Source organism: Streptosporangium sp. NPDC050148 (assembly GCF_055586505.1).
The window spans coordinates 1-25,993 of record NZ_JBVJIA010000001.1; the positions used below are offsets into that span (position 1 = coordinate 1).

Below are 25,993 nucleotides of genomic sequence, written 5' to 3' on the forward strand. Positions count from 1 at the left end.
ACCCGGAAGTTAAGCTCTTCAGCGCCGATGGTACTGCACCGGGGACGGTGTGGGAGAGTAGGTCACCGCCGGACAATCTTTCGAAAGCCCCCACCGTTGGTGGGGGCTTTCGTGTTTCCGGGGTGCGCCTGACGGGACCCGCCGACAAGACCCGGTGAGATCTCCACGAGGCCGCCGAACGCCCGGCGTGCACCGGGTCGATGCGCACGTTCCTGCGCCCGCGGGCCGGTCCGGGACGTGAGGGAAAGGTCAGTAGGCTGGGGACGTGGACTACCGAGCCGTTGAACAAGCGATCATGCAGCGTGGCGTCGAATGGAACTTCGAGCCCGGCCTCGACCGGATCGCCGCGCTCGTGGACCTGCTCGGCTCCCCCCAGCACTCCTACCCCGTGGTGCACGTGGCCGGCACGAACGGCAAGTCGACCACGACCCGCATGATCGAGGCGCTCCTGCGCGAGCGCAACCTGCGCGTCGGCCGTTTCACCAGTCCTCACCTCGTCTCCATGCGCGAGCGCATCTGCGTGGACGGTGCCCCGCTGAGCGAGGAGCGCTTCGTCGAGGTCTACGAGGACATCGTGCCGTACCTGGAGATGGTCGACGCCCAGGGCAGGCGGCTCTCCTTCTTCGAGACCCTCACCGCGATGGCGTTCGCCGCCTTCGCGGACGCCCCGGTGGACGTCGCGGTCATCGAGACCGGGATGGGCGGCATCACCGACGCCACCAACGTCGCCGACGGCGCCGTCGCGGTCATCACCCCCATCTCGCTCGACCACATGGACTACCTGGGACCCGATGTCGAGACCATCGCGGGGGAGAAGGCCGGCATCATCAAGCCCGGCGCGGTCGCGGTGCTCGCCCAGCAGCAGCTGCCCGCGGCCGGGGTGCTGATGCGGCAGGCCGCCGAGGTCGGGGCCACCGTGGCGCGCGAGGGACTGGAGTTCGGGGTGCTGAACCGCGAACTCGCCATCGGCGGGCAGCTGCTCCGGCTCAAGGGCCTCAAGGGGACCTACGACGACATCCTGCTCCCCCTGTACGGCGCCCACCAGGCGGGCAACGCGGTCTGCGCGCTGGCCGCGGCCGAGGCGCTGACCGGCGGGGACGAGCCTCTCGACGCCGAGCTGGTACGGCAGGCGTTCCTGGGGGTCCGCTCCCCGGGCAGGCTGGAGGTGGTGCGCAGGGGACCCACGGTGATCGTCGACGCGTCGCACAACCCCGCGGGCATGCAGGCCAGCCTGGACGCGGTGCAGGAGTCGTTCGACTTCGAGAAGCTCATCGGCGTGCTGGCGATGTTCGAGGACAAGGACGTCCAGGGCATGCTGGAGCTGCTGGAGCCGCTGATGGACGAGATCGTGGTGACCCGCAACTCCTCACCCCGGTCCATGGACGTGGACGAGCTCGCCGCCCTGGCCGAGGAGATCTTCGGTCTCGACCGGGTGTACCAGATCGAGCGGCTGGACAACGCGATCGACCGGGCGATCGGCATCGCCGACGCGCTGGGGGAGTTCAGCGGGGCCGGGGTGCTGATCACCGGGTCCGTGGTCACCGCCGGAGACGCGCGCCTCCTGCTCAAGGCGGAGGAGTCACGGTGATCGGGAACGGAAGAGACCCGGAACCGCCGGGCGCGGTCCGGCCGGTGCGGCCAGGCGGGAGCGAGAGATGATCACGGTCACTCCGGGGATGAGGCGCCTGTGCGCCAGCGTGCTCGGCATGGAGGCGATAGTCGTCGGGCTGTTCACGCCGGTGGCCATCAACGTCCAGGGCGTCGCGCCGGCGGTCGCGGCCACCGTCGGCCTGGGCCTGGCGGTGCTGTGCGTCGTGGTCATCGGCCTGCTCAAGCGGCCTTTCGCGTACGTGCTGGGCAGTGTGGTCCAGGTGCTCGCCATCGCCTCGGGCCTGATGGTCCCGACCATGTTCCTGCTCGGAACGATCTTCGCCGCGTTGTGGATCACGGCGATATTCGTCGCTCGCCGTGTCGAGGGCGTGACTTCTCGCTAAAGTCGGCCAACATGGCCGTCCCTCCCATCCAGCCGACGCGGGCGGTGGCAGCCGGGCCCACGGGCCTGGTGCGCGCGCTCCGTGTCTCCCCGATGCTCGACGTCGTGCTCGGGCTGCTCGTCGCGATGACGCTGCCACTGGCGATCGTCGCCATTCCCAACACCATCTCGGTGGTCGCGGCCCTGCTGCCCCCGGACGTCTCGCAGATAGAGATGATCCGGGCGCACGGGCTGGCGTTGCCCGCGATGGTCCTGACCGTGCCGGTCGCGGCGGTGGTCCTCCGCCGGATGAGGGCGGCCCCGATGGTGGTCGCGGGGCTGGCGCTGCTGGCCTTCGCCGACGCCGCCGGCGGGTACGCCGGGTCGACGGTGCCGGTGGGGGCCCTGAGGGTCCTGCACGGCGTCGGCGCGGGCCTGCTGGTCCCTGCCACGCTGATGGCCGTCTGGGGGCGCTCGTCGCTTCTGAGGGCCGTGTGGGGGGCCGCGCTGGCGGCCGGTCTGCTGGCCGCCCAGGCGCTCGCGCTCTGGCCCCTCGACCAGGTCGACTCCTGGCGCGTCACGCTCCAGCCGTACCCGATGCTCACCGGGGTCGCGCTCGCGCTGGCCGCGCTCTACCTCGTGCTCTGGCTGAGGGAGGGCGAGGGGGCCACGCCCGAGCCGGTCCTGTCCGGAGGGGGGCGCACGCTCTGGGCGGTGGTGCCCGCCGCGGGCGTCGCGGCCCTGGCGCTGGGCAGCACGTTCGACTGGCCGGCCGGCCTGGTGGTGCTGGCGGCCCTGGCCTCGGTCCTGGTGCTGCTGGTCCTGGCCTCCCGGGGGACGTCGAAGGGCACGGTGCAGCGCGCGCCGGCCTACGCGATGATCGCGGTCGGCGTCGTCCTCCTGCCGACCGCCGCCCAGACCACCTACGTCGAGCTCGGCGGGCTGGGCGGGCCGGGGCTGTCCGGTCTCTGGCCCGCCTTCGCGATCGCGACGGTGGCGGGCCTGCTCTCGGCGGTGCTGGTGAACCGGGCCGGCGCCGCGGCCGTGCCCGTGCTCACCGCGGGCGGGCTGGGGGTGCTGGTCGCGGGCCTGTGCGCGGTACGGCTCTTCCTGCCGGCCTCGGCCGGGTTCACGCTGATCCTCCCCTTCGTGCTGCTCGCGGTCGGCGCCTCGACGGCGCTCACCGCCGCGCTGCGCTCCTGTGACGAGGGGGCGGCGCTGACGGCGCTCTCGCTGTTCTTCCCGGCCGTGCTCGCGGGCTTCCTGCTGGGCAGCGGGGTCCAGGTGACCCGGCTGGAGCCGGTCCTGAAGCAGGCCACCACCCCGCAGGCGCTGGTCGACGGGTTCGTGGACGCGCTGCATCTGTGGGCGCTGATCGGGGGTGGCCTGGTGCTCGCGGTGATCGTGCTCGGCGCGGTCCTGGCACGGGTGCGGCCGGGGACCCCGGCGGATCCGGGCCGGGACGCCGCGGTCGCGGCACGCCCGGCGGGACCCGCCTCCGGCCTGGTGCCCTCTCCGGCTGGGGAGGCCGATCCGATGGGCGGCGGACGGCCGGGTGCCACGGCGTCCGGGCCGCCCGTCAGGACGGAGCGGGCGGCACCCTCGGTGGTGTGGCCGCGCTCCGGTGCCGCGGACTCCCCGGTGCCGTCGCGGCCGGAGCCGTTCCGTACGGAACCGGAACGCGGATCGACGGCCGCGGCCGGAGGCGGGGCCGGGGAGAGCGGCAGGGCCAGGCCCTGGCGCGAGCCGGACCGCGAGCCCGCCCACGACCCCGGGCGCGACCCCGGACGGGAGTCGGAGTGCGATCCCGGGCGGGAGACCGACCCCGGGGAGGTCGCCACGCCGCCGGTCGTGGTGCCGCCACCGGCGCCCTCACCGGAGGACGGACCCGGGAACGGCCCGGTCCGGGGGTGATCCGGCCGACCGCGGGGAAACGCGCCCGGGACGGTAAACTTCGCGCATTCATCGCAGTCGGCGATCCACGCATGTTCAAAGGAGAACGTCAGTGTCCGAGCGCACCCTAGTCCTGATCAAGCCCGACGGTGTGGCACGCGGCCTCATCGGCGACGTGATCGCCCGCATCGAGCGCAAGGGCCTGAAGGTCGTGGCGATGGAGCTGCGCACCCTGGACGTCGAGACCGCCAAGGCGCACTACGCCGAGCACTCCGAGCGGCCGTTCTTCGGCGAGCTGGTGGAGTTCATCACCTCCGGCCCGCTGGTGGCGCTGGTCCTCGAGGGGCCGCGCGCCATCGAGGCGTTCCGCTCCCTCGCGGGCCTGACCGACCCGGTCAAGTCCGCCCCCGGCACCATCCGTGGCGACCACGCCCTGGAGATCGGCGAGAACGTCGTGCACGGCTCCGACTCCCCGGAGTCCGCCGCCAGGGAGATCAAGATCTTCTTCCCGGACCGCTTCTGAGCGTCCGCCCTCGTCGTGCCCGCCGGGCCCCGCCGTCCTTCCGGACGGCGGGGCCCGCCGCGTTCCGCGAGCTTAAGAATTTTGCCGGGGCAGGCCGGCTCATTGCGCTCAAGGGTGGGTACATCACGTTACGATTCGAGTGCGTTCCGTAGTTTTCGCCGACCACCTGACGGAAGGAGGCCAGCCTTCCTCATGGGCAGCAATCTTGCTTTCCTAGGCCGTGACATGGCGGTCGACCTCGGCACCGCGAACACCCTCGTCTACGTGCGCGGCCGCGGGATCGTGCTCAACGAGCCGTCCGTCGTGGCGATCAACACCACGACCGGGAAGATCGTGGCCGTTGGCATCGAGGCCAAGCGGATGATCGGCCGCACACCGGGCAACATCGTCGCCATCCGCCCGCTCAAGGACGGCGTCATCGCCGACTTCGACGTCACCGAGCGCATGCTGCGCTACTTCATCCAGCGGGTGCACAAGCGCCGTCACTTCGCCAAGCCGCGCATCATCATCGCGGTGCCGAGCGGGATCACCGGGGTCGAGCAGCGGGCGGTCAAGGAGGCCGGGTACCAGGCCGGAGCGCGCCGGGTCTACATCGTCGAGGAGCCGATGGCCGCCGCGATCGGCGCGGGCCTGCCGGTGCACGAGCCCACCGGCAACATGGTGGTCGACATCGGCGGTGGTACCACCGAGGTGGCGATCATCTCGATGGGCGGCGTGGTGACCAGCCAGTCGATCCGGGTGGGCGGCGACGAGCTCGACCACGCGATCATCGCCTTCGCGAAGAAGGAGCACTCGCTCATGCTGGGCGAGCGGACCGCCGAGGAGATCAAGATGGCCATCGGCTCCGCCTGCCCGATGCCCGAGGAGAGCCATGCCGAGATCCGGGGCCGTGACCTGGTCAGCGGCCTGCCGAAGACGATCGTGGTGTCGGCCGCCGAGATCCGCAAGGCCATCGAGGAGTCGCTGAACGCGATCGTCGACGCGGTGAAGACCACGCTCGACAAGTGCCCGCCGGAGCTCTCCGGAGACCTCATGGACCGCGGGATCGCCCTGACCGGGGGCGGAGCGCTGCTGAAGGGCATGGACGAGCGGCTGAAGGCCGAGACCGGCATGCCGATCCACCTCGTCGACAACGCCCTCGACTCCGTGGCGCTGGGGTCGGGCAAGTGCGTGGAGGACTTCGACGCCCTGCAGCAGGTGCTGGTCCCCGAGCCGCGGCACTGATGAAGGACACGCGCCGGGCACGCATCAACCTGGGGCTGCTGCTGGCGGCCGCGCTGGTGCTCGTGACCGTCGACCACCGTTCGGCGGAACGGTCGCCGTTCGATCCGCTCCGCGGGGCCGGGACGACGGTGTTCGGGTCCCTGGAGAGCGCGGGGGCCGGGATCGTGCGGCCCGTCGGCGGATTCTTCGAGACGGTGACCGGCGCGTTCTCGGCGCAGGACCGGATCGAGCGGCTGCAGGCCGAGAACCAGCGGCTCAAGCGCGACCTGATGGCCCAGAGCCTCGACCGGAGACGTTCGGAGGAGCTGCGCCGGTTGCTCGCCGTCGCCGGGACCGGTGGATACCGGATCCTGCCCGCCCAGGTGATCGCCCGGCGGGGGGCGCCGGGGTTCGAGGAGGCGGTCGAACTCGACGTGGGACGCGCCGACGGGGTGCGTACGGAGATGACCGTGCTGAACGCCGACGGCCTGGTCGGCAGGGTCGTCCGGACGGGCTCGGCCACCTCCACCGTGGTCCTGCTGAGCGACGCCGCCTCGGCGGCGGGGGCCCGGCTGGAGGGCAGCAACGAGATCGGGGTGGTGCACGGGGTCGGGGAGAGCGGGAGGCTGGTCCGGTTCCGGTTGCTGGACTCGACCGCGCCGATCACCCCCGGGCACCGGATCGTGAGCTTCGGCTCCCACCGGGGCGTGCCGTACGTGGCGGGGGTGCCGATCGGGGTGATCGAGCGGGTCGAGGCCACGCCGGGTGAGCTGACCCGCATCGCGTACGCGCGGCCGTACGCCGATCTGACCGCACTCGAGGTGGTCGGCGTGGTGGTACAGGCGCCGGAGCGCCCCGTGCGCGACGCGGTGGTCCCGCCGCCCCCGCCCTCCGGGCCGCGTAAGGCGGACACCCGCCGGGTGCGGCGAGAGGGGGTGTGATCGGATGGGCCGCACGGTGGCGTTCGCGGTGCTGGTCGTGGGGATCATGGTGGCCCAGGTCAGCGTGGTCAACCGGCTCCCGCTGCCCGGGCACGCAGCGCCGGACCTGGTGCTGCTCGCCGTGGTGGGGTACGCGCTGGCCCGCGGTGCCGTCCCCGGCGCCGTCGCGGGGTTCGCCACCGGCCTGGTGAGCGACGTCCTGCCGCCGGTGGCGCACCTGTTCGGGCACAACGCGCTGGTGTTCTGCATCGTCGGGTCCGTGGCGGGACGCGCGGCGCGGGGCCGTCCGGGCGCGGAACCGCTCGTGGCGCTGGCCTGCGCGGCCGCGGGGCCGGCGATCGCCATGGTCACGGGTGCCCTGCTGGGGGATCCCAGAAGCGACCTGTCCCTGCTGGCGACGGTGCTGCCGCGGGCGATCGTCTACACCATGCTCGCCGCGCCGCCGGTGGTCTGGGCGGTGCGCAGGCTGGTCCGCGGGCCGGAGCCGCAGCCGGTCCATCTGCGCGCGTACGTGATGCGAAGCCGGGCGTGAGAGGCGCCGGGGATCGGGGTCCTGGGTGAGGCGGGTGGGAAGGGGCGGACATGGGGTTGATGCGGGGACGGCTGGTCGTGGTGCAGGTGCTGGTGGCGTCGATGCTGGCGGTGCTCGCGGTGCGGCTCTGGCAGGTACAGGTGGTGCGGGGGGCGGAGTACGTGACCGCCGCGACCGAGACGCGCACGCGTGACGTGGTGGTCCCGGCGGTACGGGGGCAGATCCTCGACGCGTCGGGCCGTCCGCTGGTACGCAACCGGACCACGCTGGTGGTCTCGGTCGACCGGACCCGATTGAACCGGATGGAGGGCAACGGCAGGGCGGTGCTGCAGAGGCTGGCCGCGGTGCTCGGCCGCCGTCCCGACGAGCTGCGCGAGCGGATCAGGGCGTGCGGCCCCGGCGTGGCCCGGCCGTGCTGGCCCGGTTCGCCCTTCCAGCCGATCCCGATCGACGCCGACGTCACCACCCGCGAGGCCCTGCAGATCCTGGAGCGGCAGGAGATGTTCCCCGGGGTGACCGCCGAGGTGCAGGCCGTGCGGCAGTACCCGCGCAAGGGCGCGGGAGCGCAGGCACTGGGCTACCTGCAGCCGATCACGCAGGAGGAGATGGAGCGCAAGGGCGGGCGCAGGCAGGCGTTCTCCGGGGTGGACCTGGTGGGCAGGGACGGGCTGGAGTCGATCTACGACGTGCCGCTGCGGGGGACGCCGGGGACGCGGCGGGTGCAGGTCGACCGGCTCGGCAAGGTGATGGGCGTGGAGCGGAACGTGCCGCCGGTGCCGGGGGACACGCTGATCACCAGTATCGACGCCAGGGTGCAGTCGGTGGCGGAGAAGGCGCTGCGCGAGGCGATGAAGGGCGCCCCCAAGGCCGACGGCGCGGCGGCGGTGGTGCTGGACGCCAGGACGAGCCGGGTGCTCGCGCTGGCCAGCGCGCCGACGTACGATCCGGCGGTCTGGACGGGGGGCATCTCCGAGGGCGAGTACCAGCGGCTGCTGTCGGGCAAGGCGGGCAAACCGCTGGTGTCACGGGCCATCAAGGGCGAGTTCGCGCCCGGTTCGACGTTCAAGGTGTCGTCGGTGGCCGCGATGCTCAAGGACGGCTACCCGCTGCACGGCCGCTACGACTGCCCGGGATCGTTCATGGTGGGCGACCGGCCGTTCAACAACTTCCGGGGCATCGCCCTGGGGTCGCTCACCCTGCACATGGCGCTGGTGAAGTCCTGCGACACGATCTTCTACCGGGCGGCCTACGAGCAGTGGCTGCGCGACGGCGGGCTCAACCCCAAGGGCAGGCCCAAGGAGCCCATGGCCGCCATGGCCCGCGCCTACGGGTTCGGCCGTCCCACCGGCATCGACCTGCCGGGCGAGTCGCCGGGACGCATCCCCGACAGGGCCTGGAAGAAGACCATCTGGGCGGCGACCAAGGAGACCAACTGCAAGCGGGCCAAGACCGGTTACCCGGAGGTGGCCGGGAAGAGCCCCAGCAGGGCGGCCTTCCTCAAGCGGCTGGCGTACGAGAACTGCCTGGAGGGGTTCCAGCTGCGTCCCGGGGACGCGGCGAACTTCTCCATCGGGCAGGGGGACGTGCTGGTGACGCCGCTGCAGCTGGCGGCGGCCTACACGGCGCTGGTCGGCGACGGCAGGCTGCGCAGCCCGCGGGTGGGCTGGGCGCTGGTGCGTCCCGACGGCACCAAGGTCAAGGAGATCAAGGTGCCGGTGACGGGCAGGTTGCCGCTCTCGCCGAAGGAGCGGGCCTACATCAAGGGTGCGCTGAGCGAGGTCGCCTCCGACGGCACCGCGGCCGGGGCCTTCTCCGGGTTCCCCATGGACAAGGTCAAGGTCGGCGGCAAGACCGGCACCGCCGAGGTCTACGGCAAGGCCGACACGTCGTGGTTCGCCTCGTTCGCCCCGACGGACAAGCCCCGGTTCGTGATCGTCGTCATGGTGTCCCAGGGAGGCATGGGCGGCCAGACCGCGGCCCCGGCGGTGCGGAAGATCTACGAGGGCATCTACGGGTTCTCGCCGGACGGGAAGACGGCCGGCCCTCCCATCCTGCCGGGCGGGCGTCCGGCGAGCAGGCTTCCGGTGATCGCGCGGGACGGGACGGTGGCGCGGTGACACCCGCCAGGGGGACGTCCGCCAAGGTGACACCCGCTAGGGGGACGTCCGCCAAGGTGACGTCCGCCGGGGGGACGTTCGTCCGGGAGGCGTTCGTCGAAGGGACGTCCACCGGGAAGACGTCCGCGGGGAGGACGGGGTGAGCCGCGCGGGCGTCGCGCCGATGACCAGGGGGGCGCCGGCGCGGACGTCCCTGGCCGGGCGGACGGTGGCGGCGGCCTCCGCGCTGAGGCGGACGGACGGGCTGATGCTGGTGGCCGTCACCGCGCTGGCGGTGATCGGCACGATGCTGGTCTGGTCGTCGACCAGGACCTGGGCGGCCGGATCCACCGGCCTGGTCAAGAAGCACGTCCTCAACCTCGTCATCGGGGCAGTGCTGGCCGCCGGGACCGCGATGGTGGACCACCGGGCGCTGCGGGCCTTCGCGCCGCTGGTGTACGGGGTGACGCTGGTCGGGCTGTGCCTGGTGCTCACGCCGCTCGGCAGCACCGTGAACGGCGCCCACTCGTGGATCATGCTCGGCGGCGGGTTCGCGTTCCAGCCGTCGGAGTTCGCCAAGCTCGGCCTGGCACTGATGCTGGCGATGCTGCTGACCAGGCGGGCCAAGGGCACCGAGCGGCCTCAGGGGCCGTACGTGGTGGTCTCGCTGGTGGTGGCCACCTGCACCATGGCCCTGGTGATGCTCCAGCCCGACCTGGGCACCACGATGGTCATCGGGGTGATCACGGCCGGCACGATCGTGGTGGCCGGGGTGCGCAAGCGCTGGATCGCAGGGCTGGGCCTGGCGGTGGCCGGGGCCGGGGCCGCGGCGTGGTTCCTCGACGTGCTGGAGCCCTACCAGATCGCCAGGTTCACCGCGTTCCTCAACCCGTCGGTGGACCCGCGCGGGGTCGGCTACAACAGCACCCAGTCGCTGATCGCGATCGGGTCGGGGGAGGTGCTCGGCAAGGGGCTGTTCGGGGGCGGCCAGACCACCGGCCGTTTCGTGCCCGAGCAGCACACCGACTTCATCTTCACGGTGGCGGGGGAGGAGTTCGGCTTCCTCGGCTCGGTCACCGTGGTGGCGCTGCTGGGGGTGATCCTGCTGCGCGGGGCGCGGATCGCCCGCGAGTGCGACGACAGGTTCGGCATGCTGGTGGGCGGGGCGATCGTCTGCTGGCTGGCCTTCCAGACGTTCGTCAACATCGGGATGACGATCGGGATCATGCCGATCACCGGCCTGCCCCTGCCGTTCGTCTCCTACGGCGGTACCGCCACCTTCGCGAACATGATCGCCTTCGGGCTGCTCCAGGCGATCCACCGGCGCGGGCATTCGTCGTAGTCCCGGCGGTCCCGGCGGTCCCGGCGGTCCCGGCCGTCCCTGCGGTTCGCCGGTCACCGTCCGGATCGGCCGTCCCGGTCGCCCGTGCGGGCGGGCGACGAAGCCCGGTCCGTACGGTCACCGGGGGTGCGGGGAGGCCCTGAACGGTGCCGGACGCCTGGTGCACCCCTCGGAGGCGGATATTCTTGACCGCATGTCTGTCGAGTCGCTGTTTCCCCGCCTGGAAGCGCTCCTGCCCAGGGTGCAGAAGCCGATCCAGTACGTCGGAGGTGAGCTCAACTCGACCGTCAAGGACTGGGACGAGACCACGGTCCGCTGGGCGCTGATGTATCCGGACGCCTACGAGGTCGGGCTGCCCAACCAGGGCGTCCAGATCCTCTACGAGATCCTCAACGAGCTGCCGGAGACACTGGCCGAGCGGACCTACGCGGTCTGGCCGGACCTGGAGGCGCTGATGCGCTCCGAGGGCGTGCCCCAGTTCACGGTCGACGCGCACCGGCCGGTACGGGCGTTCGACGTGCTCGGGCTGTCGTTCTCCACCGAGCTCGGCTACACCAACATGCTGACCGCGCTGGACCTGGCCGGCATCCCGCTGAGGGCGGCCGACCGGGGCGACGAGGACCCGATCGTGCTGGCCGGTGGCCACGCGGCGTTCAACCCCGAGCCGATCGCCGAGTTCCTCGACGCCGCCGTGCTGGGCGACGGGGAGCAGATCGCCATCGCGATCACCGAGGTCATCCGGGAGTGGAAGACCGAGGGCTCGCCCGGCGGCCGGGACGGGCTGCTGATGCGGCTGGCCGAGTCCGGCGGGGTCTACGTGCCGAAGTTCTACGACGTCGACTACCACCCCGACGGCCGTATCCAGCGCGTGGCGCCCAACAGGCCCGGCGTGCCGTGGCGGATCCACAAGCACACGGTCATGGACCTGGACGAGTGGCCGTACCCGAAGAAGCCGCTGGTCCCGCTGGCCGAGACCGTGCACGAGCGGTTCAGCGTGGAGATCTTCCGCGGCTGCACCCGCGGTTGCCGGTTCTGCCAGGCCGGCATGATCACCCGCCCGGTGCGGGAGCGGTCGATCACCACGATCGGCGACATGGTCGAGGCGGGCGTGAAGGCGTCCGGCTTCAACGAGGTCGGCCTGCTGTCGCTGTCGTCGGCGGACCACTCCGAGATCGGCGAGGTGGCCAAGGGGCTGGCGGACCGCTACGAGGGCACCAACACCTCGCTCTCGCTGCCCTCCACCCGGGTCGACGCCTTCAACATCGACCTGGCGAACGAGTTCTCCCGCGGCGGGCGCCGTTCCGGCCTGACGTTCGCCCCGGAGGGCGGCTCGGAGCGGATGCGCAAGGTGATCAACAAGATGGTCACCGAGGAGGACCTCATCCGGACCGTCACCACGGCCTACACCCAGGGCTGGCGGCAGGTGAAGCTCTACTTCATGTGCGGCCTGCCGACCGAGGAGGACGCCGACGTCCTGGGCATCGCCGACCTGGCCAAGAAGGTCATCAAGGCGGGCCGCGAGGCCACCGGGTCGCGCGACGTGCGCTGCACGGTCTCCATCGGCGGGTTCGTGCCCAAGCCGCACACGCCGTTCCAGTGGGCCGGCCAGGCCGACCACGAGACGGTCGACCGCAGGCTGCGGGCGCTGAGGGAGGCATTGCGCGGCGACCGCGAGTACGGCCGTGCCATCGGCATCCGCTACCACGACGGCAAGCCCTCGATCGTGGAGGGCCTGCTCTCCCGCGGTGACCGACGTGTCGGCGAGGTCATCCGCGCGGTGTGGGAGGACGGCGGCCGGTTCGACGGCTGGAGCGAGCACTTCTCCTACCAGCGCTGGATGGACGCCGCCGAGAAGGCCGGGGTGGACGTCGGCTGGTACACCACGCGCGAGCGCGGCGAGAACGAGGTGCTTCCCTGGGACCACCTCGACGCCGGTCTCGACCGCGAATGGCTCTGGCAGGACTGGCAGGACGCGGTCAACGACGTCGAGGTCGAGGACTGCCGGTGGACGCCCTGTTACGACTGCGGCGTCTGCCCCACGATGGGCACCGAGATCCAGATCGGGCCCACCGGGAAGAAGCTGCTGCCACTCACGGTTGTCTGAGGTGGGCGGTGCGTGAGCACCGCCCGCCCGAGAACGACGACCACGACCCGGGAAGGACGACACCGCCCTGAAACCAGCTCCCGACGGGCCGCCGCCCGCGCCCGTGGTGCAGCGCCTTCGCGTGCGCTACGCCAAGCGTGGCCGCCTGCGTTTCACCAGCCACCGCGACATCTCCAGGGCGCTCGAACGAGCCGTCCGGCGGGCCGACGTCCCGGTGGCGTTCAGCGCGGGTTTCTCACCCCATCCGAAGATCTCCTACGTGGGAGGGGCCGCCCCCACCGGTGTCGCCAGCGAGGCCGAGTACCTGGAGATCAGCGTCACGCGCGAGTGCGACCCCGAGCGGCTCAGGATCGCCCTGGACACCTCGTTGCCCGACGGTCTCGACGTGCTCGACGTCGTCGAGGCGGGGAACACGAGCCTGGCCGACCGGATGGAGTGCTCGGCGTGGGAACTGCGGCTGCCGGGAGCCGATCCCGCTCTCGCGGAGGTGGCGGTCGGGAAATTCCTCTCCGCCGATCAGGTCGAGGTCGAACGCCTTACCAAGAAGGGGATACGACGCTTCGACGCCCGCGAGGCCGTGCTGAGCCTTGCGGTATTTGAGGGAAATGAGACAACAGCAGGTCAGGCGTCCGGTCAGCCATGTGTCATACTTCGCATGGTTGTACGGCACGCAACTCCTGCCGTACGACCCGACGACGTTCTCACTGGACTGCGTCTTGTGGCTGACTTCGCGCCGCCGGTGCCCCCCGAGGTGACCAGGCTGGCGCAGGGCCCGCTCGACGTGCACACCGGTGAGCCCGCCGACCCGCTCGGCCTGGACCGCGACACCACGCGCGGCGGCGAAGCGGACCCGGTGGGCAGGCACGTCGGCGGCGACACATAGGACTTGGCGCCGGGCCCCTGGCCTGGCGGACAGTGAGAGACGAGAGCTCCCGCGCGGCGCGGAGACGTGCCCGGGAGCTGAACGGGAGAGCGTCCGCATGCTCGAGAACGAGCCCGAGACCGGGGCCAGCGGCCCCGGCGGGAACACCACGACAGATCAGCCGCGGCCGGTCCGCCGCAGGGCCGCGAGCCGGCCCGCGGGACCTCCGCCGGAGGAGCCGGAGCCGACCCCCGCGGCACGGACCACCGCACCACCGGTGGCCGGGGCCTTCGCGCCCGCCGCCGAGCCGCCTTCGTCGGGGGCCGAGGCGTCCGGGCCGGTGACCGCCCGGCCGGTGGACGGCGACCCCGCCGGGTCCGCCGAGGGCACGGAGCCCGCGGAGCCCGCGGAGCTCGCGGAGCCCGTGGCCCCGGAGGCGCCCAAGCGCGCCACCAGGCGCAGGGCCGCCGCGGCCGACGGCACGACCACCACCACGCGCCGCAGCCGCGCCAAGAAGACGGCCGAGCCGGTCGCCGAGCCCGTTCAGGACGTCGATCCGGTGATCGCCGGGCCCACGGGCCCCGCCGAGTCCCTGACGCCGGTCGTGGCCGCTCCCGAGCCGTCCGTCGAGCAGGCGCAGGACGAGCAGCCGCCCGCCGCGCCGGCCCGTCGTACCCGCTCGCGCAAGAAGGCCGTCGTGCAGGAGGCCGCGGCCGAGCCCGCCTTCTCCGAGCCGGCCCCCACGACCGCCGAGCCGGTCGCCGAGCCGGTCGCCGAGCCGACCCCGGAGCCGGTGACGGCGCGGGACGAGGACGTGACCCCCGCCGAGGCCGAGGAGGACGAGGCGGCGCTGCTGCTGGAGCTGCCCGTCGAGGAGCCGTTCGACGACGAGCCCGACGGTGAGGACGTCATCGAGGAGCCCAGGCCCGGCCTGTTCGCGAACCCCTTCGGGCTGACCTCCCAGGAACGTTCCGAGGTGCCCTCGGTGACCTTCCAGGCGCCCGCCGCGGTGTTCCAGCCGCTGTTCCAGGCCCCTGACCCGCAGCTCGCCGCGCAGGCCCCCGCGCGTCCCGCACCCGTCCAGCCGCCCGCGCCGCCGGTCGAGCCCGAGCCCGCCGAGGCCGTGGCCGAGAGCGCCGAGGAGCCCGAGGACGACGATCTGGACGAGGGCGACGACGACGCCGGCGGCCGCCGCCGCAGGCGCCGCAGGGGCGGCCGGGGCCGCGGCAAGACGCGCGATCTGGACGAGGGCGAGGAGACCGAGGCCGAGCAGGCCGACGAGGACCGCTCCGAGGCCGACGCCGACGACGAGAACGAGAGCGGCAGCTCGCGCCGGCGCCGTCGCAGGCGCCGCAGGGGCACCGACGAGGTCGCCGAGGTGCCGGACGACCCGCCCAACACGGTGGTGCGCATCCGCGCCCCCCGCGCCGGGCGCAGCACCTCGGTGGACGAGGTGCAGAGCGTGCGCGGCTCCACCCGCCTGGAGGCCAAGAAGCAGCGCCGCCGCGAGGGGCGCGAGCTGGGCCGCAGGCGTCCGCCGATCATCACCGAGTCGGAGTTCCTGGCCCGCCGGGAGTCGGTCGAGCGGATGATGGTGGTCCGCCGTACCGGTGGCCGCACCCAGATCGCGGTGCTGGAGGACAACGTCCTCGTCGAGCACTACGTCAACCGCGAGGCGAGCCAGTCGTACGTGGGCAACGTCTACCTCGGCAAGGTGCAGAACGTGCTGCCGAGCATGGAGGCGGCGTTCGTCGACATCGGCAAGGGCCGCAACGCGGTCCTGTACGCCGGAGAGGTGAACTTCGACACCGCGGGGCTGGAGGGCCAGCCCAAGCGGATCGAGGTGGCGCTGAAGTCGGGCCAGTCGGTGCTGGTGCAGGTCACCAAGGACCCCATGGGGCACAAGGGCGCCCGGCTGACCAGCCAGATCAGCCTGCCGGGACGCTACCTGGTCTACGTGCCCGACGGCTCGATGACCGGGATCAGCCGCAAGCTCCCCGACAAGGAGCGCACCCGCCTCAAGAGCATCCTGAAGAAGGTCATGCCGGAGAACGCGGGCGTCATCGTCCGCACGGCCGCCGAGGGCGCCTCCGAGGAGGAGCTCGCCCGCGACGTGGCCAGGCTCTCGGCGCAGTGGGAGAACATCCAGCGCAAGGCCAAGTCGGCCAGCGCGCCGGAGCTGCTCTCCTCCGAGCCGGACCTGACCGTCCGGGTGGTCCGCGACGTGTTCAACGAGGACTTCGCCTCGCTGGTCGTGGCCGGTGAGGACGTCTGGGAGACCGTCGACGAGTACGTCCGCTACGTCGCCCCGCACCTGGCCGACCGGCTCAGCCGGTGGGAGGAGAGCGGCGACGTCTTCGCGGCCTACCGGATCGACGAGCAGATCGCCAAGGCGATGGAGCGCAAGGTCTGGCTGCCCAGCGGCGGCTCGCTGGTGATCGACCGGACCGAGGCCATGACGGTGGTCGACGTCAACACCGGCAAGTTCACCGGCCAGGGCGGCAACCTGGAGGAGACGGTCACCCGCAACAACCTGGAGGCGGCCGAGGAGATCGTCCGCCAGCTCCGGCTCCGCGACATCGGCGGCATCATCGTGATCGACTTCATCGACATGGTGCTGGAGAACAACCGGGACCTGGTGCTGCGGCGGCTGCTGGAGTGCCTGGCCCGCGACCGTACCAAGCACCAGGTCGCCGAGGTCACCTCGCTGGGCCTGGTGCAGATGACGCGCAAGCGGGTCGGCCAGGGCCTGCTGGAGGCGTTCTCCACCGTCTGCGAGTGCTGCAACGGCCGCGGCCTGCACGTCTCGACCGAGCCGGTCGAGGCCAAGCCCGAGCCGCGCGGCACCCAGGGCAAGATGGCGGTCGAGAAGGCCGTGTCCGAGAAGCTCGGCAAGGACGGTAACCACGCGGTGGCGGCCGGTGACCAGTCGGGCCGTGATACGGTGACCGATGCGCTTGACGGCGTCCAGAACGAGGACGGTCAGGCAGCGCAGGCTTCTGGCCGGGGGCGGAGACGCTCCCGCAAGGCCAGGCCGGCCGAGTAGGTCCCGTCCGGAGATCTCGCCGCGACGAGGTCCGGCCAGGTGGTTCCCGCGGGGCGGTGAGGGGTTCGTGACATGTCACGGGCTTCCGCACCACCCCGGAGGGCGTCGCCGGGCCGGTCGTCGCGGGCGGGGATCCCGCGGGACGGGACCTGAGGCCGGCACCCCCGACGTTCCGCCCGGTTCGACCAGGACACCGTGAATCCGGTACTCTGGTGAACCGGTGCGCTCATGGCGCGCCCTGTTCGCGCGCCTACCCGGTACGTCATCAACGACCACAGCCGGATGCGGGGCGCAGCATCCAGCGAGCAAGCAGTCAAAGAAGGGTTCCGCGGTGTACGCGATCGTTCGTTGCGGCGGCAGGCAGCAGAAGGTCTCCGTCGGTGACGTCCTTGAGGTGGACAAGGTCGCCGGCGAGGTCGGTTCCACGGTTTCGCTGCCGACGGTCCTCGTCGTCAACGACGGCGACGTGACCACCGAGGCGGGCAAGTTCACGGTCGCCGCCGAGATCATCGGTGAGACCAAGGGTCCGAAGATCCGGATCCTGAAGTACAAGAACAAGTCGGGGTACAAGAAGCGCCAGGGTCACCGCCAGCGGTACACCCAGGTGAAGATCACCGGCATCGACCAGGCCTGAGTTTCGGGAGTTTTGCGAGATGGCACACAAGAAGGGCGCGTCGTCCACTCGGAACGGCCGCGACTCCAACGCCCAGCGACTCGGTGTGAAGCGCTTCGGCGGTCAGCTGGTCAACGCCGGCGAGATCATCGTCCGTCAGCGCGGCACCCACTTCCACCCCGGCGACAACGTCGGCCGTGGCAGTGACGACACGCTGTTCGCACTGGCCGCGGGCCACGTGCTGTTCGGCGTCAAGCGCGGACGCCGCGCGGTGAGCATCGTTCCGGTCACCGTTCCGGCCGCGGAGTAGATTCGCGCCGAAAGACGTTCACGGCAGGGGTGGATCGCATACAGCGGTCCGCCCCTGTTCGCGTTTTCAGGAAATTGCCGTAGATAGGGGTAGAAAACAGCATGCCGGACTTTGTGGACCAGGTGGTCCTGCACATCAAGGCCGGTGACGGGGGGAACGGCTGTGCCTCTGTGCATCGGGAGAAGTTCAAGCCCCTGGGAGGGCCGGACGGAGGCAACGGCGGCCGGGGCGGCAACGTGATCCTGGAGGTCGCCGCCAACACCGCGACGCTCCTGGAGTACCACCACCGCCCGCACCGCAAGGCCGAGAACGGCAAGCAGGGGGGCGGCTCCAACCGCGATGGCGCCAACGGCGCCGACATCATCATCCCGGTGCCGGACGGCACCGTGGTCAAGGACGCCACCACCGGCGAGGTGCTGATCGACCTCATCGGGGTGGGCACCCGCTACGTGATCGCCGAGGGCGGCCACGGCGGGCTCGGCAACGCCGCGCTGGCCTCGGCCAAGCGCAAGGCCCCCGGCTTCGCGCTGCTGGGCGAGCCCGGCGACGAGCTCGACGTGATGCTGGAGATGAAGAGCGTCGCCGACGTGGCGCTGGTCGGCTTCCCCAGCGCGGGCAAGTCCTCCCTGATCGCCGCGCTCTCCGCGGCCCGCCCCAAGATCGCCGACTACCCGTTCACCACGCTGGTGCCCAACCTCGGGGTGGTCACCGCGGGCGACACGATCTTCACCGTCGCCGACGTGCCCGGCCTGATCCCCGGGGCCTCGCAGGGCAAGGGGCTGGGCCACGAGTTCCTGCGCCACGTCGAGCGGTGCAACACGCTCGTGCACGTGATCGACTGCGCCACCATGGAGCCGGGCCGCGACCCGATCAGCGACTACGAGGTGATCGAGGCCGAGCTGGCCGCGTACGGGAAGCTGGAGGACCGGCCGCGGCTGGCGGTGCTCAACAAGTCCGACGTCCCCGACGCCCGGGAGCTGGCCGAGATCGTCACGCCGATGCTCGTCGAGCGCGGCCTGCGGGTCTTCTCGATCTCCGCGGCCACCCACGAGGGCCTCAAGGAGCTGACCTACGCCATGGGCGAGATGGTCGCCGCGGCCAGGGCCGCCGCGCCGGTGCCCGAGCCGACCCGCCTGGTGATCAGGCCCAGGCAGCACGGCGACACCGGATTCGCGGTCCGCCGGATCGACGACGACACCTTCCAGGTCACCGGGGTCAAGCCGGAGCGGTGGATCCGCCAGACCGACTTCACCAACGACGAGGCCGTGGGGTACCTGGCCGACCGGCTGGAGCGGCTCGGCGTGGAGGAGGAGCTCACCAAGGCCGGTGCCAAGGCCGGGGCCGAGGTGATCATCGGTTCCATGGAGAACGGGTACATCTTCGACTGGCAGCCGACGCTCAACGCCGAGGCCGTGCGCCAGGGGCCGCGCGGTTCGGACAACCGGCTCGGCGGGCAGTGACCGCTCCCCGATGCCGCTCCTGTCAGTGCCGCTCTCTCCGGTGACCGTCGCAGACGGTGATCGTCGTCGAAAGGTGCCCGTCGTGGACGCTGCGCGCGAACGGATCCGTACGGCCGCACGCCTGGTCGTGAAGGTGGGTTCGTCCTCGCTCACCACCCCGCAGGGAATGATCGACGTCGACCGGGTGGACGCCCTGGTCGACGTGCTGGCCGCCCGGCGGGGGGCGGGAACCCAGATCGTGCTGGTCTCCTCGGGGGCGATCGCGGCCGGGCTGGGCCCGCTGGGGCTGTCGGCGCGCCCGCGCGACCTGGCGACCCAGCAGGCCGCCGCCTCGGTGGGTCAGGGCGTGCTGGTGGCCCGCTACACCTCCTCCTTCGCCCGGTACGGCCTGCGCGTCGGCCAGGTGCTGCTGACCGCCGACGACATGATGCGCCGCTCGCACCACGTCAACGCCGAGCGCACGCTGGCCCGGCTGCTGGAGCTGGGCATCGTCCCGGTGGTCAACGAGAACGACACCGTGGCCACCGACGAGATCCGCTTCGGCGACAACGACCGGCTCGCCGCGCTGGTCGCCCACCTGACCCGGGCCGACGCGCTGGTGCTGCTGTCGGACGTGGACGCCCTCTACGACGGTGATCCCCGCCGTCCGGGTGCCCGCAGGCTCACCGACGTACGCGGGCCCGCCGATCTGGTCGGGGTCGAGCTCGGCAAGGGGGGAGCGGTCGGCACCGGCGGCATGGTCACCAAGGTGCAGGCCGCCACGATCGCCACCGGCGCGGGGGTCCCCGTGGTGCTGACCGCGGCCGCGCACGCGGCCCAGGCGCTGGCCGGGACCGACGTCGGCACCTACTTCCACCCGGGCGGTCGCCACCCGGGCACCCGCCTGCTCTGGCTGGCCCACGCCACCACCGGCCGGGGCCGGCTCCACCTGGACTCCGGCGCGGTCGAGGCCGTGGTGGGCCGGCGCATGTCGCTGCTGCCCGCCGGGGTCACCGGTGTCGAGGGCGAGTTCGCGGCCGGTGACCCGGTGGACCTGTGCGGGCCGCGCGGCCGGGTGGTCGCGCGCGGCCTGGTCAACTTCGACGCGGCCGAGATCCCCGGCCTGCTCGGCCGCTCCACCCGGGAGCTGGCGGCCAGCATGGGCCCGGAGTACGAGCGAGAGCTGATCCACCGCGACGACATCGTCATACTGGAAACCCACAACTAGTTCTTTTGGAGCGCGAAGATGTCCGAGGACTTCCTGAAGGTGGCCCTGGCGGCCAAAGAGGCCGCCGCCGAGCTGGCCCCGCTGCCGAGGGCGCCGAAGGACGCCGCGCTCCGGGTGATCGCCGACGCGCTGGTGGCCGCGTCCGCAGAGATCGTCGCGGCCAACGCGCTCGACGTGCGCCGGGCGGGCGAGAACGGCGTGTCCGAGTACATGATCGACCGTCTCCGCCTGGACAAGGCCAGGATCGCCTCGATCGCCGAGGCGGTCCGCCAGGTGGCCGACCTGCCCGACCCGGTGGGCGAGGTGGTCCGGGGCAACACCCTGCCCAACGGGCTGGAGCTGCGCCAGGTGCGGGTCCCGCTGGGGGTCATCGGCATCGTCTACGAGGGCCGTCCCAACGTGACCGTGGACGCGGCGGCGCTCTGCCTGAAAAGCGGCAACGCCACCCTGCTGCGCGGCTCGTCCAGCGCGTACGAGTCCAACACGGTGCTGGTGAGGGTCATGCAGGAGGCGCTGGCGGGCACCGAGGTGCCGGCCGGGGCGGTCCAGCTGGTCCCGGGGACGTCCCGCGACTCGGTCAAGGAGCTCATGCGGGCCCGCGGCCTGGTGGACGTGCTGATCCCGCGCGGCGGCGCGTCGCTGATCAACTCGGTGGTGGAGGAGTCCACGGTCCCGGTGATCGAGACCGGGGTGGGCAACTGCCACGTCTACGTCGACGCGGACGCCGACGTCGAGCTCGCCGTGCAGATCCTGCTCAACTCCAAGGTCCAGCGGCCCTCGGTGTGCAACGCCGCCGAGACGGTGCTGGTGCACGCGGCCGTCGCCGACGCCTTCGTGCCTCGGGCGCTGGCCGCGCTGGCCGCCGAGGGCGTGACGGTGCACGGGGACGCCCGGATCGCGGCCTACGGCGACGTGGTGGCGGCCGGGGAGGAGGACTTCCGGACGGAGTACCTCTCGCTGGACATCGCCGCCGCCGTGGTCGACTCCCTGGACGAGGCGGTCGCGCACATCAGGAGGTACGGCTCGGCGCACACCGAGGCGATCGTGACCCGCTCGGTCGGCGCGGCGCGCAGGTTCGTCTCCCTGGTCGACTCCGCGGCGGTGGCGGTCAACGCCTCCACCCGGTTCACCGACGGCGGGGAGTTCGGGTTCGGCGCGGAGATCGGCATCTCCACGCAGAAGCTGCACGCGCGCGGCCCGATGGGCCTGCCGGAGCTGACCTCCACCAAGTGGGTCTACACCGGTGAGGGCCAGCTGCGCACCGCGCAGGGCACGGTCCTGGCCTCGACCGACGCCTGTTCCCGGTAGCGCGACGACCGGCCTTCCGGCAGGCCGGTCGGGTGTGGTGTCCCGGCGGCACGGGTGCCGCCGGGACGTAGGGACGCCGGTGGGCGAGCCTGCCGGTTCGGCGGGCGGGTGGCGAGGGCGGCCCCTATGGTGTGACGGGCGCTCCGTGAGGGCTCGCACGACCCGTCGCGATTACTCGTAGTTATGGTGTGTCGCTCCGGGTAATCGGCATAGCTTATGGTTTGACTGGACTCCATGGAAATCGGAGTTGCATTCCTATTTATAGCTCTTGTTCTTTTTGGGGCTGATCGGGTGCTGCTGGTCCTGGAGAGCCGCGGCCATGTCACCTGGCGCCGGAGCAGGCGGCGTGACCTGTCGGCCGAGCCCACGGCCGGTCTCGACAGCCTGCTGGAGGACCCGGTCCGCCGGCCGCAGGACGGTCCCTGAGGCGCTTCACACGATCCGTCCCGGCCGGCCGGGTGGGGGAGGGGGGCGCGGATCCGGCCGTACGGCGGCCTGCGTCACGGGGGACGGGCGCGTCCCGATGACGGGACACTTTCCGCAACTCCGGCGTGCCGCCGGGAAAACATCACTCTCGCCCGCTATGGTGTGGTCTCCTATGGCTGGAGAGCAGGGAAGCGAGCATGAGCGAGCGACCCGATAGGCGCAGCGGTCCCTGACCCATGTGGCCGACGCAGGAGGTCACGTGGGTCGTCTCGGGCGGGTCGGTCCTTACACGTTGCTGGAGCGTCTCGGCCGCGGCGGCATGGGCGAGGTCTACCTCGCCTCCGGGCGCCGGGGCGACAGCGTCGCGCTCAAGGTCCTCCACGACATGGTCGACGCCGACTTCGAGGCCCGCATACGGCTGGAGCGGGAGGTCCGCGCGCTCCGCAGGGTCGAGAGCCCCTACGTCGCCCGCGTCGTCGACGCCGACCTCGAGGGGGAGCGTCCCTACCTGGTCATGCAGTACATCGAGGGGGAGACCCTCCTGGAGCGGGTGCGCCGCGCAGGTCCCGTGGAGGGCGGCGGGCTGCTCACGCTCGCGCACGGCCTGGCCACCGCCCTGTCGATCATCCACGCGGCCGGGGTGGTCCACCGCGACCTCAAACCCGCCAACGTGCTGGTCGGCGAGGACGACGAGCCGGTGCTCATCGACTTCGGCATCGCCCACGTGCTGGACGCCACCCGGCTGACGCTGACCGGCACCTTCCTCGGCACCCCCGGCTACGCGGCCCCCGAGCTGTTCGCCGACGAGCCGGTGGGCGAGCCCGCCGACGTGCACGCCTGGGCGGCCACCGTGGCCTTCGCCGCGACCGGGCGCCCCACCTTCGGCCGGGGCACGGTCGAGGCGCAGATGTACGCGATCCTCAACGGGCAGGCCGACCTGGAGGGTGTTCCGGCCGCGCTGCTCCCCCTGATCCGCGCGGCCCTGCACCGCGAGCCCGCCAAGCGCCCCACCGCGGCCCAGCTGTGCGGCCGTCTCGGCCGTCTCGTCCGGGTGGCCCCGGAGGCGTCCCGCAGGCCGGGGCCGGCGGCCGGGAAGCAGGGGGCACGGGCCGGGGCCAGGGGCGACGCCGCCGGGAGCGACCGGCCGCCCCCCGGAACCGGTGAGACCGCCCGCGCCGGGCGGGGCCAGGCACCGGAGAGCGCGCGTGCCGGCCGGGGATCGGTCTCCGAGGCCCCGCGTACGGGCCGGGGCTCCGTGTCCGACGCTCCGCGCGCCGGGCGAGGGGCGGTCTCCGAGACCTCTCGGTCCGGGCGGAGCGCCGCCGCGGAGAGCGCGCGCGCCGAGCGGGCCGCCACGGCCGAAGGCGCGCGTCCCGGGCGCCGGACCCCCGGAGGCACCGGGACCGTGCGGCGCGGGCCGGTGAGGAACCGCCCGGACAAGGCGGCCGGGGAGCCCGGAGCGCGAAGCGGGTCGGGGCCGCTGCCCGCGGGTAACGCGTCGCTGCTCCTGCTGGCGGTCCTCGCGGTGCCGTGCGTCGTGGCCACGGTCCTGTGGCCGGTGGCCACCTTCGCCGTGACCGCCCTGTTCACCACGCTGGCCCGGACGCTCTGGGTCGGGCACCGGCTGGTCAGGAGGCGCCGGTCGGCCAGGGCCCGGGCCGCGCTGCGGGTGGCGGGCTTCCCGTTCGTCCTCGCCGGTTCGCTGCTGACCGCCCTGGTGTGGCCGGGACTGCCTGCGGCGGCCCTGGCCGGGGCGGCGCTCTGGCTGACCTTCGGCGGCTCGCTGCCGCCGCACTGGTGGGAGGTCCCCGCGCCGGTCGCCCTGGCCGGGGTGGTGTTCGGTGTCGTCTGCGGCGGCGTGCTCGGCCGGGAGATCGAACGGATCGGGGCCGAGCTGGTCGAGCTCCGCAAGGAGGGGCTCCGCGCGCTGGCCGTGCTGGGCGGGTTCGTCGCCCTGTGCTCCGCGGCCGTACAGGCGATCGCCCTGCTGGTGTAGGGGCAGGGCCCGGGTCCGGGAAGCCGGGTCCGGGCCCTGTGAGACGGCCGAGGCCGGGGCGGGAGGTCTAGGAGACCTTGGAGGAGGGGGCGCTCCAGGTGTTGCAGGCGCCCGGGTCGGCTTCGGCGTAACCGCGGGCCGACCAGGACACCCGGGTCGAGCCCTTGCCGAAGGTCCGGTCCTCACCCTTGTGGTCGCCGCTGGCCTTCAGGACGCCCGTCAGCTTCTTCCAGTCCCGGCTGCCGCGGCCGAGGGAGTCCTGGACGCTCCGGACGAACACGGCGCCCAGGCAGTCGCTCTGCAGGCTGTAGCGGCGGTTCTGCTCGTGCAGTTCGCTCTTGTTCCTGTACGGCGCCTTCTCGTACGCCGTGACGATGCCCGCCAGGCCCATCACGTGGCTTCCGTACAGCGCGCCCGTGGCGTGCAGCATCCAGAGGTCGTCGGTGCCCTGGAGCCAGTCCCGGCCGAGCCGGATCATGATCGTTCGCGACTGGAGGCAGTACATGGCGTACGATCCCGGTTCGGTCTCCAGCGTGTAGCCGCAGTACTTCTTCGGCAGCTTGTCGAAGAACACGACCTTCGGCTTGGCGAACGAGATCCCCGCGGCCGTGAGGTGCCCCTCCCACGCGGTGTCCAGGCAGCCGACGACGGCCCGGATGTACCGCTTGGCCTGGGCGCGGGAACCGTCCTTGATCGGCGGTTCGGTGCAGGTGGAGTCCGCGAGCCTGCCGGAGCCGTACAGGGAGTTCTCCGTCAGGGTCGAGTCCTTGATCGGGTAGGCGTGCGCCGTGCCCGTCAGGAGCATCGCGGCCGCCCCGGCCATAGCGATGATCATGCGAATTCTCATGAGAAACGATGGTAGGGGTAATGCTCGGCACCACAGTGGGCAAAGGAATTCTTTTTCGGTGTCCCGCCGTGGTCCGTCGCGTGAACCGGCCTGCCGGGCGCGTTCGCCGGGCGGGCCGCGTTTTCGCCGTCCGCGCCCTGTGCCGGGCGGGCCGCGTTTCCGTCCGGCCCCGGTCCTGCCCGCCGGGCGTGCTCAGGGCGGCGGCGCGGGCGGGGGAGCCCAGGAAAAAGGGCCCGGGTGACGATCCCCGGACCCCTTCGGTGGCACCCTCCGTCAATTTCCATCGCGGCGGGAGAAGCGGTTGAAGATGCGCTCCCCGGCGTTGACGGCACCCTCGGCGACGTCGCGCAGGACACCGATGAACGGGTCCTGCGACTGGGACCACGATTCCCGGTAGGAACGCGCGGCGGCCTTGATCTCCTCGGAGATCTTCGCGTTGGAGTCGTCGGCGCGGCGAGGGTACTCGCCGCCGACGATCCTGGTGTACTCCCCGCCGCGGCTCCACTTGTCGAGCTCGGCGACCCGGGAGACGGCGAACGGGTGGGTGGTCCCCAGCAGGTTGAGGACCTTGAGCAGGCCGTCGCGGACGTCGCCTGCGGTGTCGTACTCCCGGGCCTGGTCCAGGAAGGCCTCGACGTTCATCTCGTGCAGGCGCGAGCCTCCGGCGAGCTTCATCAGGGCGCGCATCGCGGCGTCCGGGTCCTGGCCGCAGAGCAGGCCGCCACGGTCGGCGGAGAGCTCGGACTTGCGGTGCCACTCCTCCAGGCCGGCCACGATCGCGCGCAGGCCGATGTAGCCGAGCGGGATCCAGGCGACCCGGGTGGCCAGGCGGGTGAGGATGTCGAGCATGGTGCGGTACACCGCGTGACCCGACAGGATGTGGGCGGTCTCGTGGCCGATGGCGAAGCGCTGCTCCTCGGAGTCCATCAGGTCGAGGAGGCCGGTCGTGACGACGATGAACGGGTCGTCGAAGCCGATCGCCTTCGCCTGCACCAGCGGGCTCTGCTGGACGTAGACCTCGGGAATGCGGTGCAGGTCGAGCGTGTAGGCCGCGTCGCGGCCCATGTCGTGCAGTGCTCGGAACTGCGTGTCACTGGTCCGTACGGCCGAGGCGAGGTAGATCAGGCGCAGGCGGCGCTCGCTGACCAGGCCGGACATCTGCTTGAGCACCGTGTCGAACCCGCTGAGCGACCGGAGGGCGACCAGCGCGGACCTGTCGGCGGGATGTTCGTAGGCACGTGAGCTGATGCCGGGGAGCTGCACGCGGTTGCGATCCGGGGTGGTGGTCATGCCCGGCATGCTACGTCGGCCT

At 72.1% G+C, this 25,993-nt stretch carries 21 protein-coding genes and 1 rRNA gene; 20 read left to right on the forward strand and 2 right to left on the reverse strand.

All coding sequences use genetic code 11. The annotated features are described in order from the left end of the window. The 20 genes from rrf to ACZ6RT_RS00100 all read left to right on the forward strand — a co-directional run. Positions 1 to 74: ribosomal RNA gene (gene rrf, locus ACZ6RT_RS00005) — 5S ribosomal RNA — on the forward strand; the annotation flags it as partial. A 221-nt stretch (positions 75 to 295) separates the two neighbouring features. Then, positions 296 to 1,588: a bifunctional folylpolyglutamate synthase/dihydrofolate synthase gene (locus ACZ6RT_RS00010; protein ID WP_470151861.1), complete on the forward strand. Its 1,293-nt coding sequence runs from the start codon at positions 296 to 298 to the stop codon at positions 1,586 to 1,588. 67 nt (positions 1,589 to 1,655) lie between these two features. After that, complete coding sequence (locus ACZ6RT_RS00015) at positions 1,656 to 1,994, forward strand: DUF4233 domain-containing protein (protein ID WP_344895774.1); 339 nt, start codon at positions 1,656 to 1,658, stop codon at positions 1,992 to 1,994. 11 nt (positions 1,995 to 2,005) lie between these two features. After that, entirely contained in the window at positions 2,006 to 3,886 is a 1,881-nt protein-coding gene (locus tag ACZ6RT_RS00020) for a hypothetical protein (RefSeq protein ID WP_470151459.1), read from the forward strand. Between the two features lie 91 nt (positions 3,887 to 3,977). Then, positions 3,978 to 4,388: a nucleoside-diphosphate kinase gene (ndk, locus tag ACZ6RT_RS00025; protein ID WP_399187157.1), complete on the forward strand. Its 411-nt coding sequence runs from the start codon at positions 3,978 to 3,980 to the stop codon at positions 4,386 to 4,388. Between the two features lie 192 nt (positions 4,389 to 4,580). After that, positions 4,581 to 5,612 (forward strand): rod shape-determining protein, encoded by a 1,032-nt coding sequence (locus ACZ6RT_RS00030; RefSeq protein WP_399187156.1) that lies wholly within the window; start codon positions 4,581 to 4,583, stop codon positions 5,610 to 5,612. Next, positions 5,612 to 6,532, forward strand: a complete 921-nt coding sequence (gene mreC / locus ACZ6RT_RS00035; RefSeq protein WP_399187155.1) for a rod shape-determining protein MreC — start codon at positions 5,612 to 5,614, stop codon at positions 6,530 to 6,532. The genes ACZ6RT_RS00030 and mreC overlap by 1 nt, the downstream gene beginning before the upstream one ends. Before the next feature lie 4 nt (positions 6,533 to 6,536). Further along, positions 6,537 to 7,064: a rod shape-determining protein MreD gene (gene mreD / locus ACZ6RT_RS00040; RefSeq protein WP_399187154.1), complete on the forward strand. Its 528-nt coding sequence runs from the start codon at positions 6,537 to 6,539 to the stop codon at positions 7,062 to 7,064. A 50-nt stretch (positions 7,065 to 7,114) separates the two neighbouring features. After that, entirely contained in the window at positions 7,115 to 9,181 is a 2,067-nt protein-coding gene (gene mrdA, locus ACZ6RT_RS00045; RefSeq protein ID WP_399187153.1) for a penicillin-binding protein 2, read from the forward strand. Positions 9,182 to 9,344: 163 nt separating this feature from the next. Continuing rightward, positions 9,345 to 10,502: a rod shape-determining protein RodA gene (gene rodA, locus ACZ6RT_RS00050; RefSeq protein WP_399187174.1), complete on the forward strand. Its 1,158-nt coding sequence runs from the start codon at positions 9,345 to 9,347 to the stop codon at positions 10,500 to 10,502. 193 nt (positions 10,503 to 10,695) lie between these two features. Next, entirely contained in the window at positions 10,696 to 12,606 is a 1,911-nt protein-coding gene (locus ACZ6RT_RS00055; RefSeq protein WP_399187152.1) for a TIGR03960 family B12-binding radical SAM protein, read from the forward strand. 103 nt (positions 12,607 to 12,709) lie between these two features. Next, complete coding sequence (locus ACZ6RT_RS00060; protein WP_399187151.1) at positions 12,710 to 13,489, forward strand: TIGR03936 family radical SAM-associated protein; 780 nt, start codon at positions 12,710 to 12,712, stop codon at positions 13,487 to 13,489. A gap of 97 nt (positions 13,490 to 13,586) precedes the next feature. Beyond that, the gene (locus ACZ6RT_RS00065; RefSeq protein ID WP_470151464.1) at positions 13,587 to 16,514 is read left to right on the forward strand and encodes an Rne/Rng family ribonuclease; all 2,928 of its coding nucleotides are present in this window, start codon (positions 13,587 to 13,589) and stop codon (positions 16,512 to 16,514) included. 331 nt (positions 16,515 to 16,845) lie between these two features. Further along, positions 16,846 to 17,148, forward strand: a complete 303-nt coding sequence (gene rplU / locus ACZ6RT_RS00070; protein WP_399187149.1) for a 50S ribosomal protein L21 — start codon at positions 16,846 to 16,848, stop codon at positions 17,146 to 17,148. Positions 17,149 to 17,167: 19 nt separating this feature from the next. Next, on the forward strand, positions 17,168 to 17,437 hold the full coding sequence (gene rpmA, locus ACZ6RT_RS00075; protein WP_344895807.1) for a 50S ribosomal protein L27: 270 nt from the start codon (positions 17,168 to 17,170) through the stop codon (positions 17,435 to 17,437). Positions 17,438 to 17,538: 101 nt separating this feature from the next. Next, the gene (obgE, locus tag ACZ6RT_RS00080) at positions 17,539 to 18,897 is read left to right on the forward strand and encodes a GTPase ObgE (RefSeq protein ID WP_399187148.1); all 1,359 of its coding nucleotides are present in this window, start codon (positions 17,539 to 17,541) and stop codon (positions 18,895 to 18,897) included. Positions 18,898 to 18,979: 82 nt separating this feature from the next. After that, positions 18,980 to 20,104: a glutamate 5-kinase gene (proB, locus tag ACZ6RT_RS00085; RefSeq protein WP_344895813.1), complete on the forward strand. Its 1,125-nt coding sequence runs from the start codon at positions 18,980 to 18,982 to the stop codon at positions 20,102 to 20,104. An 18-nt stretch (positions 20,105 to 20,122) separates the two neighbouring features. Further along, entirely contained in the window at positions 20,123 to 21,412 is a 1,290-nt protein-coding gene (locus ACZ6RT_RS00090; RefSeq protein WP_470151468.1) for a glutamate-5-semialdehyde dehydrogenase, read from the forward strand. Between the two features lie 291 nt (positions 21,413 to 21,703). Further along, positions 21,704 to 21,838, forward strand: coding sequence for a hypothetical protein (locus ACZ6RT_RS00095; RefSeq protein WP_399187145.1), 135 nt, complete (start codon positions 21,704 to 21,706; stop codon positions 21,836 to 21,838). Between the two features lie 259 nt (positions 21,839 to 22,097). Continuing rightward, complete coding sequence (locus tag ACZ6RT_RS00100) at positions 22,098 to 23,834, forward strand: serine/threonine-protein kinase (RefSeq protein ID WP_470151470.1); 1,737 nt, start codon at positions 22,098 to 22,100, stop codon at positions 23,832 to 23,834. Between the two features lie 67 nt (positions 23,835 to 23,901). On the opposite strand, the gene ACZ6RT_RS00105 is transcribed toward ACZ6RT_RS00100, so the two are convergent. Next, a complete protein-coding gene (locus ACZ6RT_RS00105; RefSeq protein ID WP_470151472.1) occupies positions 23,902 to 24,681 on the reverse strand; it encodes a neutral zinc metallopeptidase in 780 nt (259 codons plus the stop codon). Between the two features lie 273 nt (positions 24,682 to 24,954). Next, complete coding sequence (locus ACZ6RT_RS00110; protein WP_399187142.1) at positions 24,955 to 25,980, reverse strand: M48 family metallopeptidase; 1,026 nt, start codon at positions 25,978 to 25,980, stop codon at positions 24,955 to 24,957. Positions 25,981 to 25,993: the final 13 nt, after the last annotated feature.

What these genes read in the sequence shown, in the direction of transcription:
- ACZ6RT_RS00010 (WP_470151861.1), top strand. Translation starts at nt 296, where the DNA reads ATGCAGCGTGGCGTCGAATGGAACTTCGAGCCCGGCCTCGACCGGATC.
- ACZ6RT_RS00015 (WP_344895774.1), top strand. Translation starts at nt 1,656, where the DNA reads ATGATCACGGTCACTCCGGGGATGAGGCGCCTGTGCGCCAGCGTGCTC.
- ACZ6RT_RS00020 (WP_470151459.1), top strand. Translation starts at nt 2,006, where the DNA reads ATGGCCGTCCCTCCCATCCAGCCGACGCGGGCGGTGGCAGCCGGGCCC.
- ACZ6RT_RS00030 (WP_399187156.1), top strand. Translation starts at nt 4,581, where the DNA reads ATGGGCAGCAATCTTGCTTTCCTAGGCCGTGACATGGCGGTCGACCTC.
- mreC (WP_399187155.1), top strand. Translation starts at nt 5,612, where the DNA reads ATGAAGGACACGCGCCGGGCACGCATCAACCTGGGGCTGCTGCTGGCG.
- mreD (WP_399187154.1), top strand. Translation starts at nt 6,537, where the DNA reads ATGGGCCGCACGGTGGCGTTCGCGGTGCTGGTCGTGGGGATCATGGTG.
- mrdA (WP_399187153.1), top strand. Translation starts at nt 7,115, where the DNA reads ATGGGGTTGATGCGGGGACGGCTGGTCGTGGTGCAGGTGCTGGTGGCG.
- rodA (WP_399187174.1), top strand. Translation starts at nt 9,345, where the DNA reads ATGACCAGGGGGGCGCCGGCGCGGACGTCCCTGGCCGGGCGGACGGTG.
- ACZ6RT_RS00055 (WP_399187152.1), top strand. Translation starts at nt 10,696, where the DNA reads ATGTCTGTCGAGTCGCTGTTTCCCCGCCTGGAAGCGCTCCTGCCCAGG.
- ACZ6RT_RS00065 (WP_470151464.1), top strand. Translation starts at nt 13,587, where the DNA reads ATGCTCGAGAACGAGCCCGAGACCGGGGCCAGCGGCCCCGGCGGGAAC.
- rpmA (WP_344895807.1), top strand. Translation starts at nt 17,168, where the DNA reads ATGGCACACAAGAAGGGCGCGTCGTCCACTCGGAACGGCCGCGACTCC.
- obgE (WP_399187148.1), top strand. Translation starts at nt 17,539, where the DNA reads ATGCCGGACTTTGTGGACCAGGTGGTCCTGCACATCAAGGCCGGTGAC.
- ACZ6RT_RS00090 (WP_470151468.1), top strand. Translation starts at nt 20,123, where the DNA reads ATGTCCGAGGACTTCCTGAAGGTGGCCCTGGCGGCCAAAGAGGCCGCC.
- ACZ6RT_RS00105 (WP_470151472.1), bottom strand. Translation starts at nt 24,681, where the DNA reads ATGAGAATTCGCATGATCATCGCTATGGCCGGGGCGGCCGCGATGCTC.
- ACZ6RT_RS00110 (WP_399187142.1), bottom strand. Translation starts at nt 25,980, where the DNA reads ATGCCGGGCATGACCACCACCCCGGATCGCAACCGCGTGCAGCTCCCC.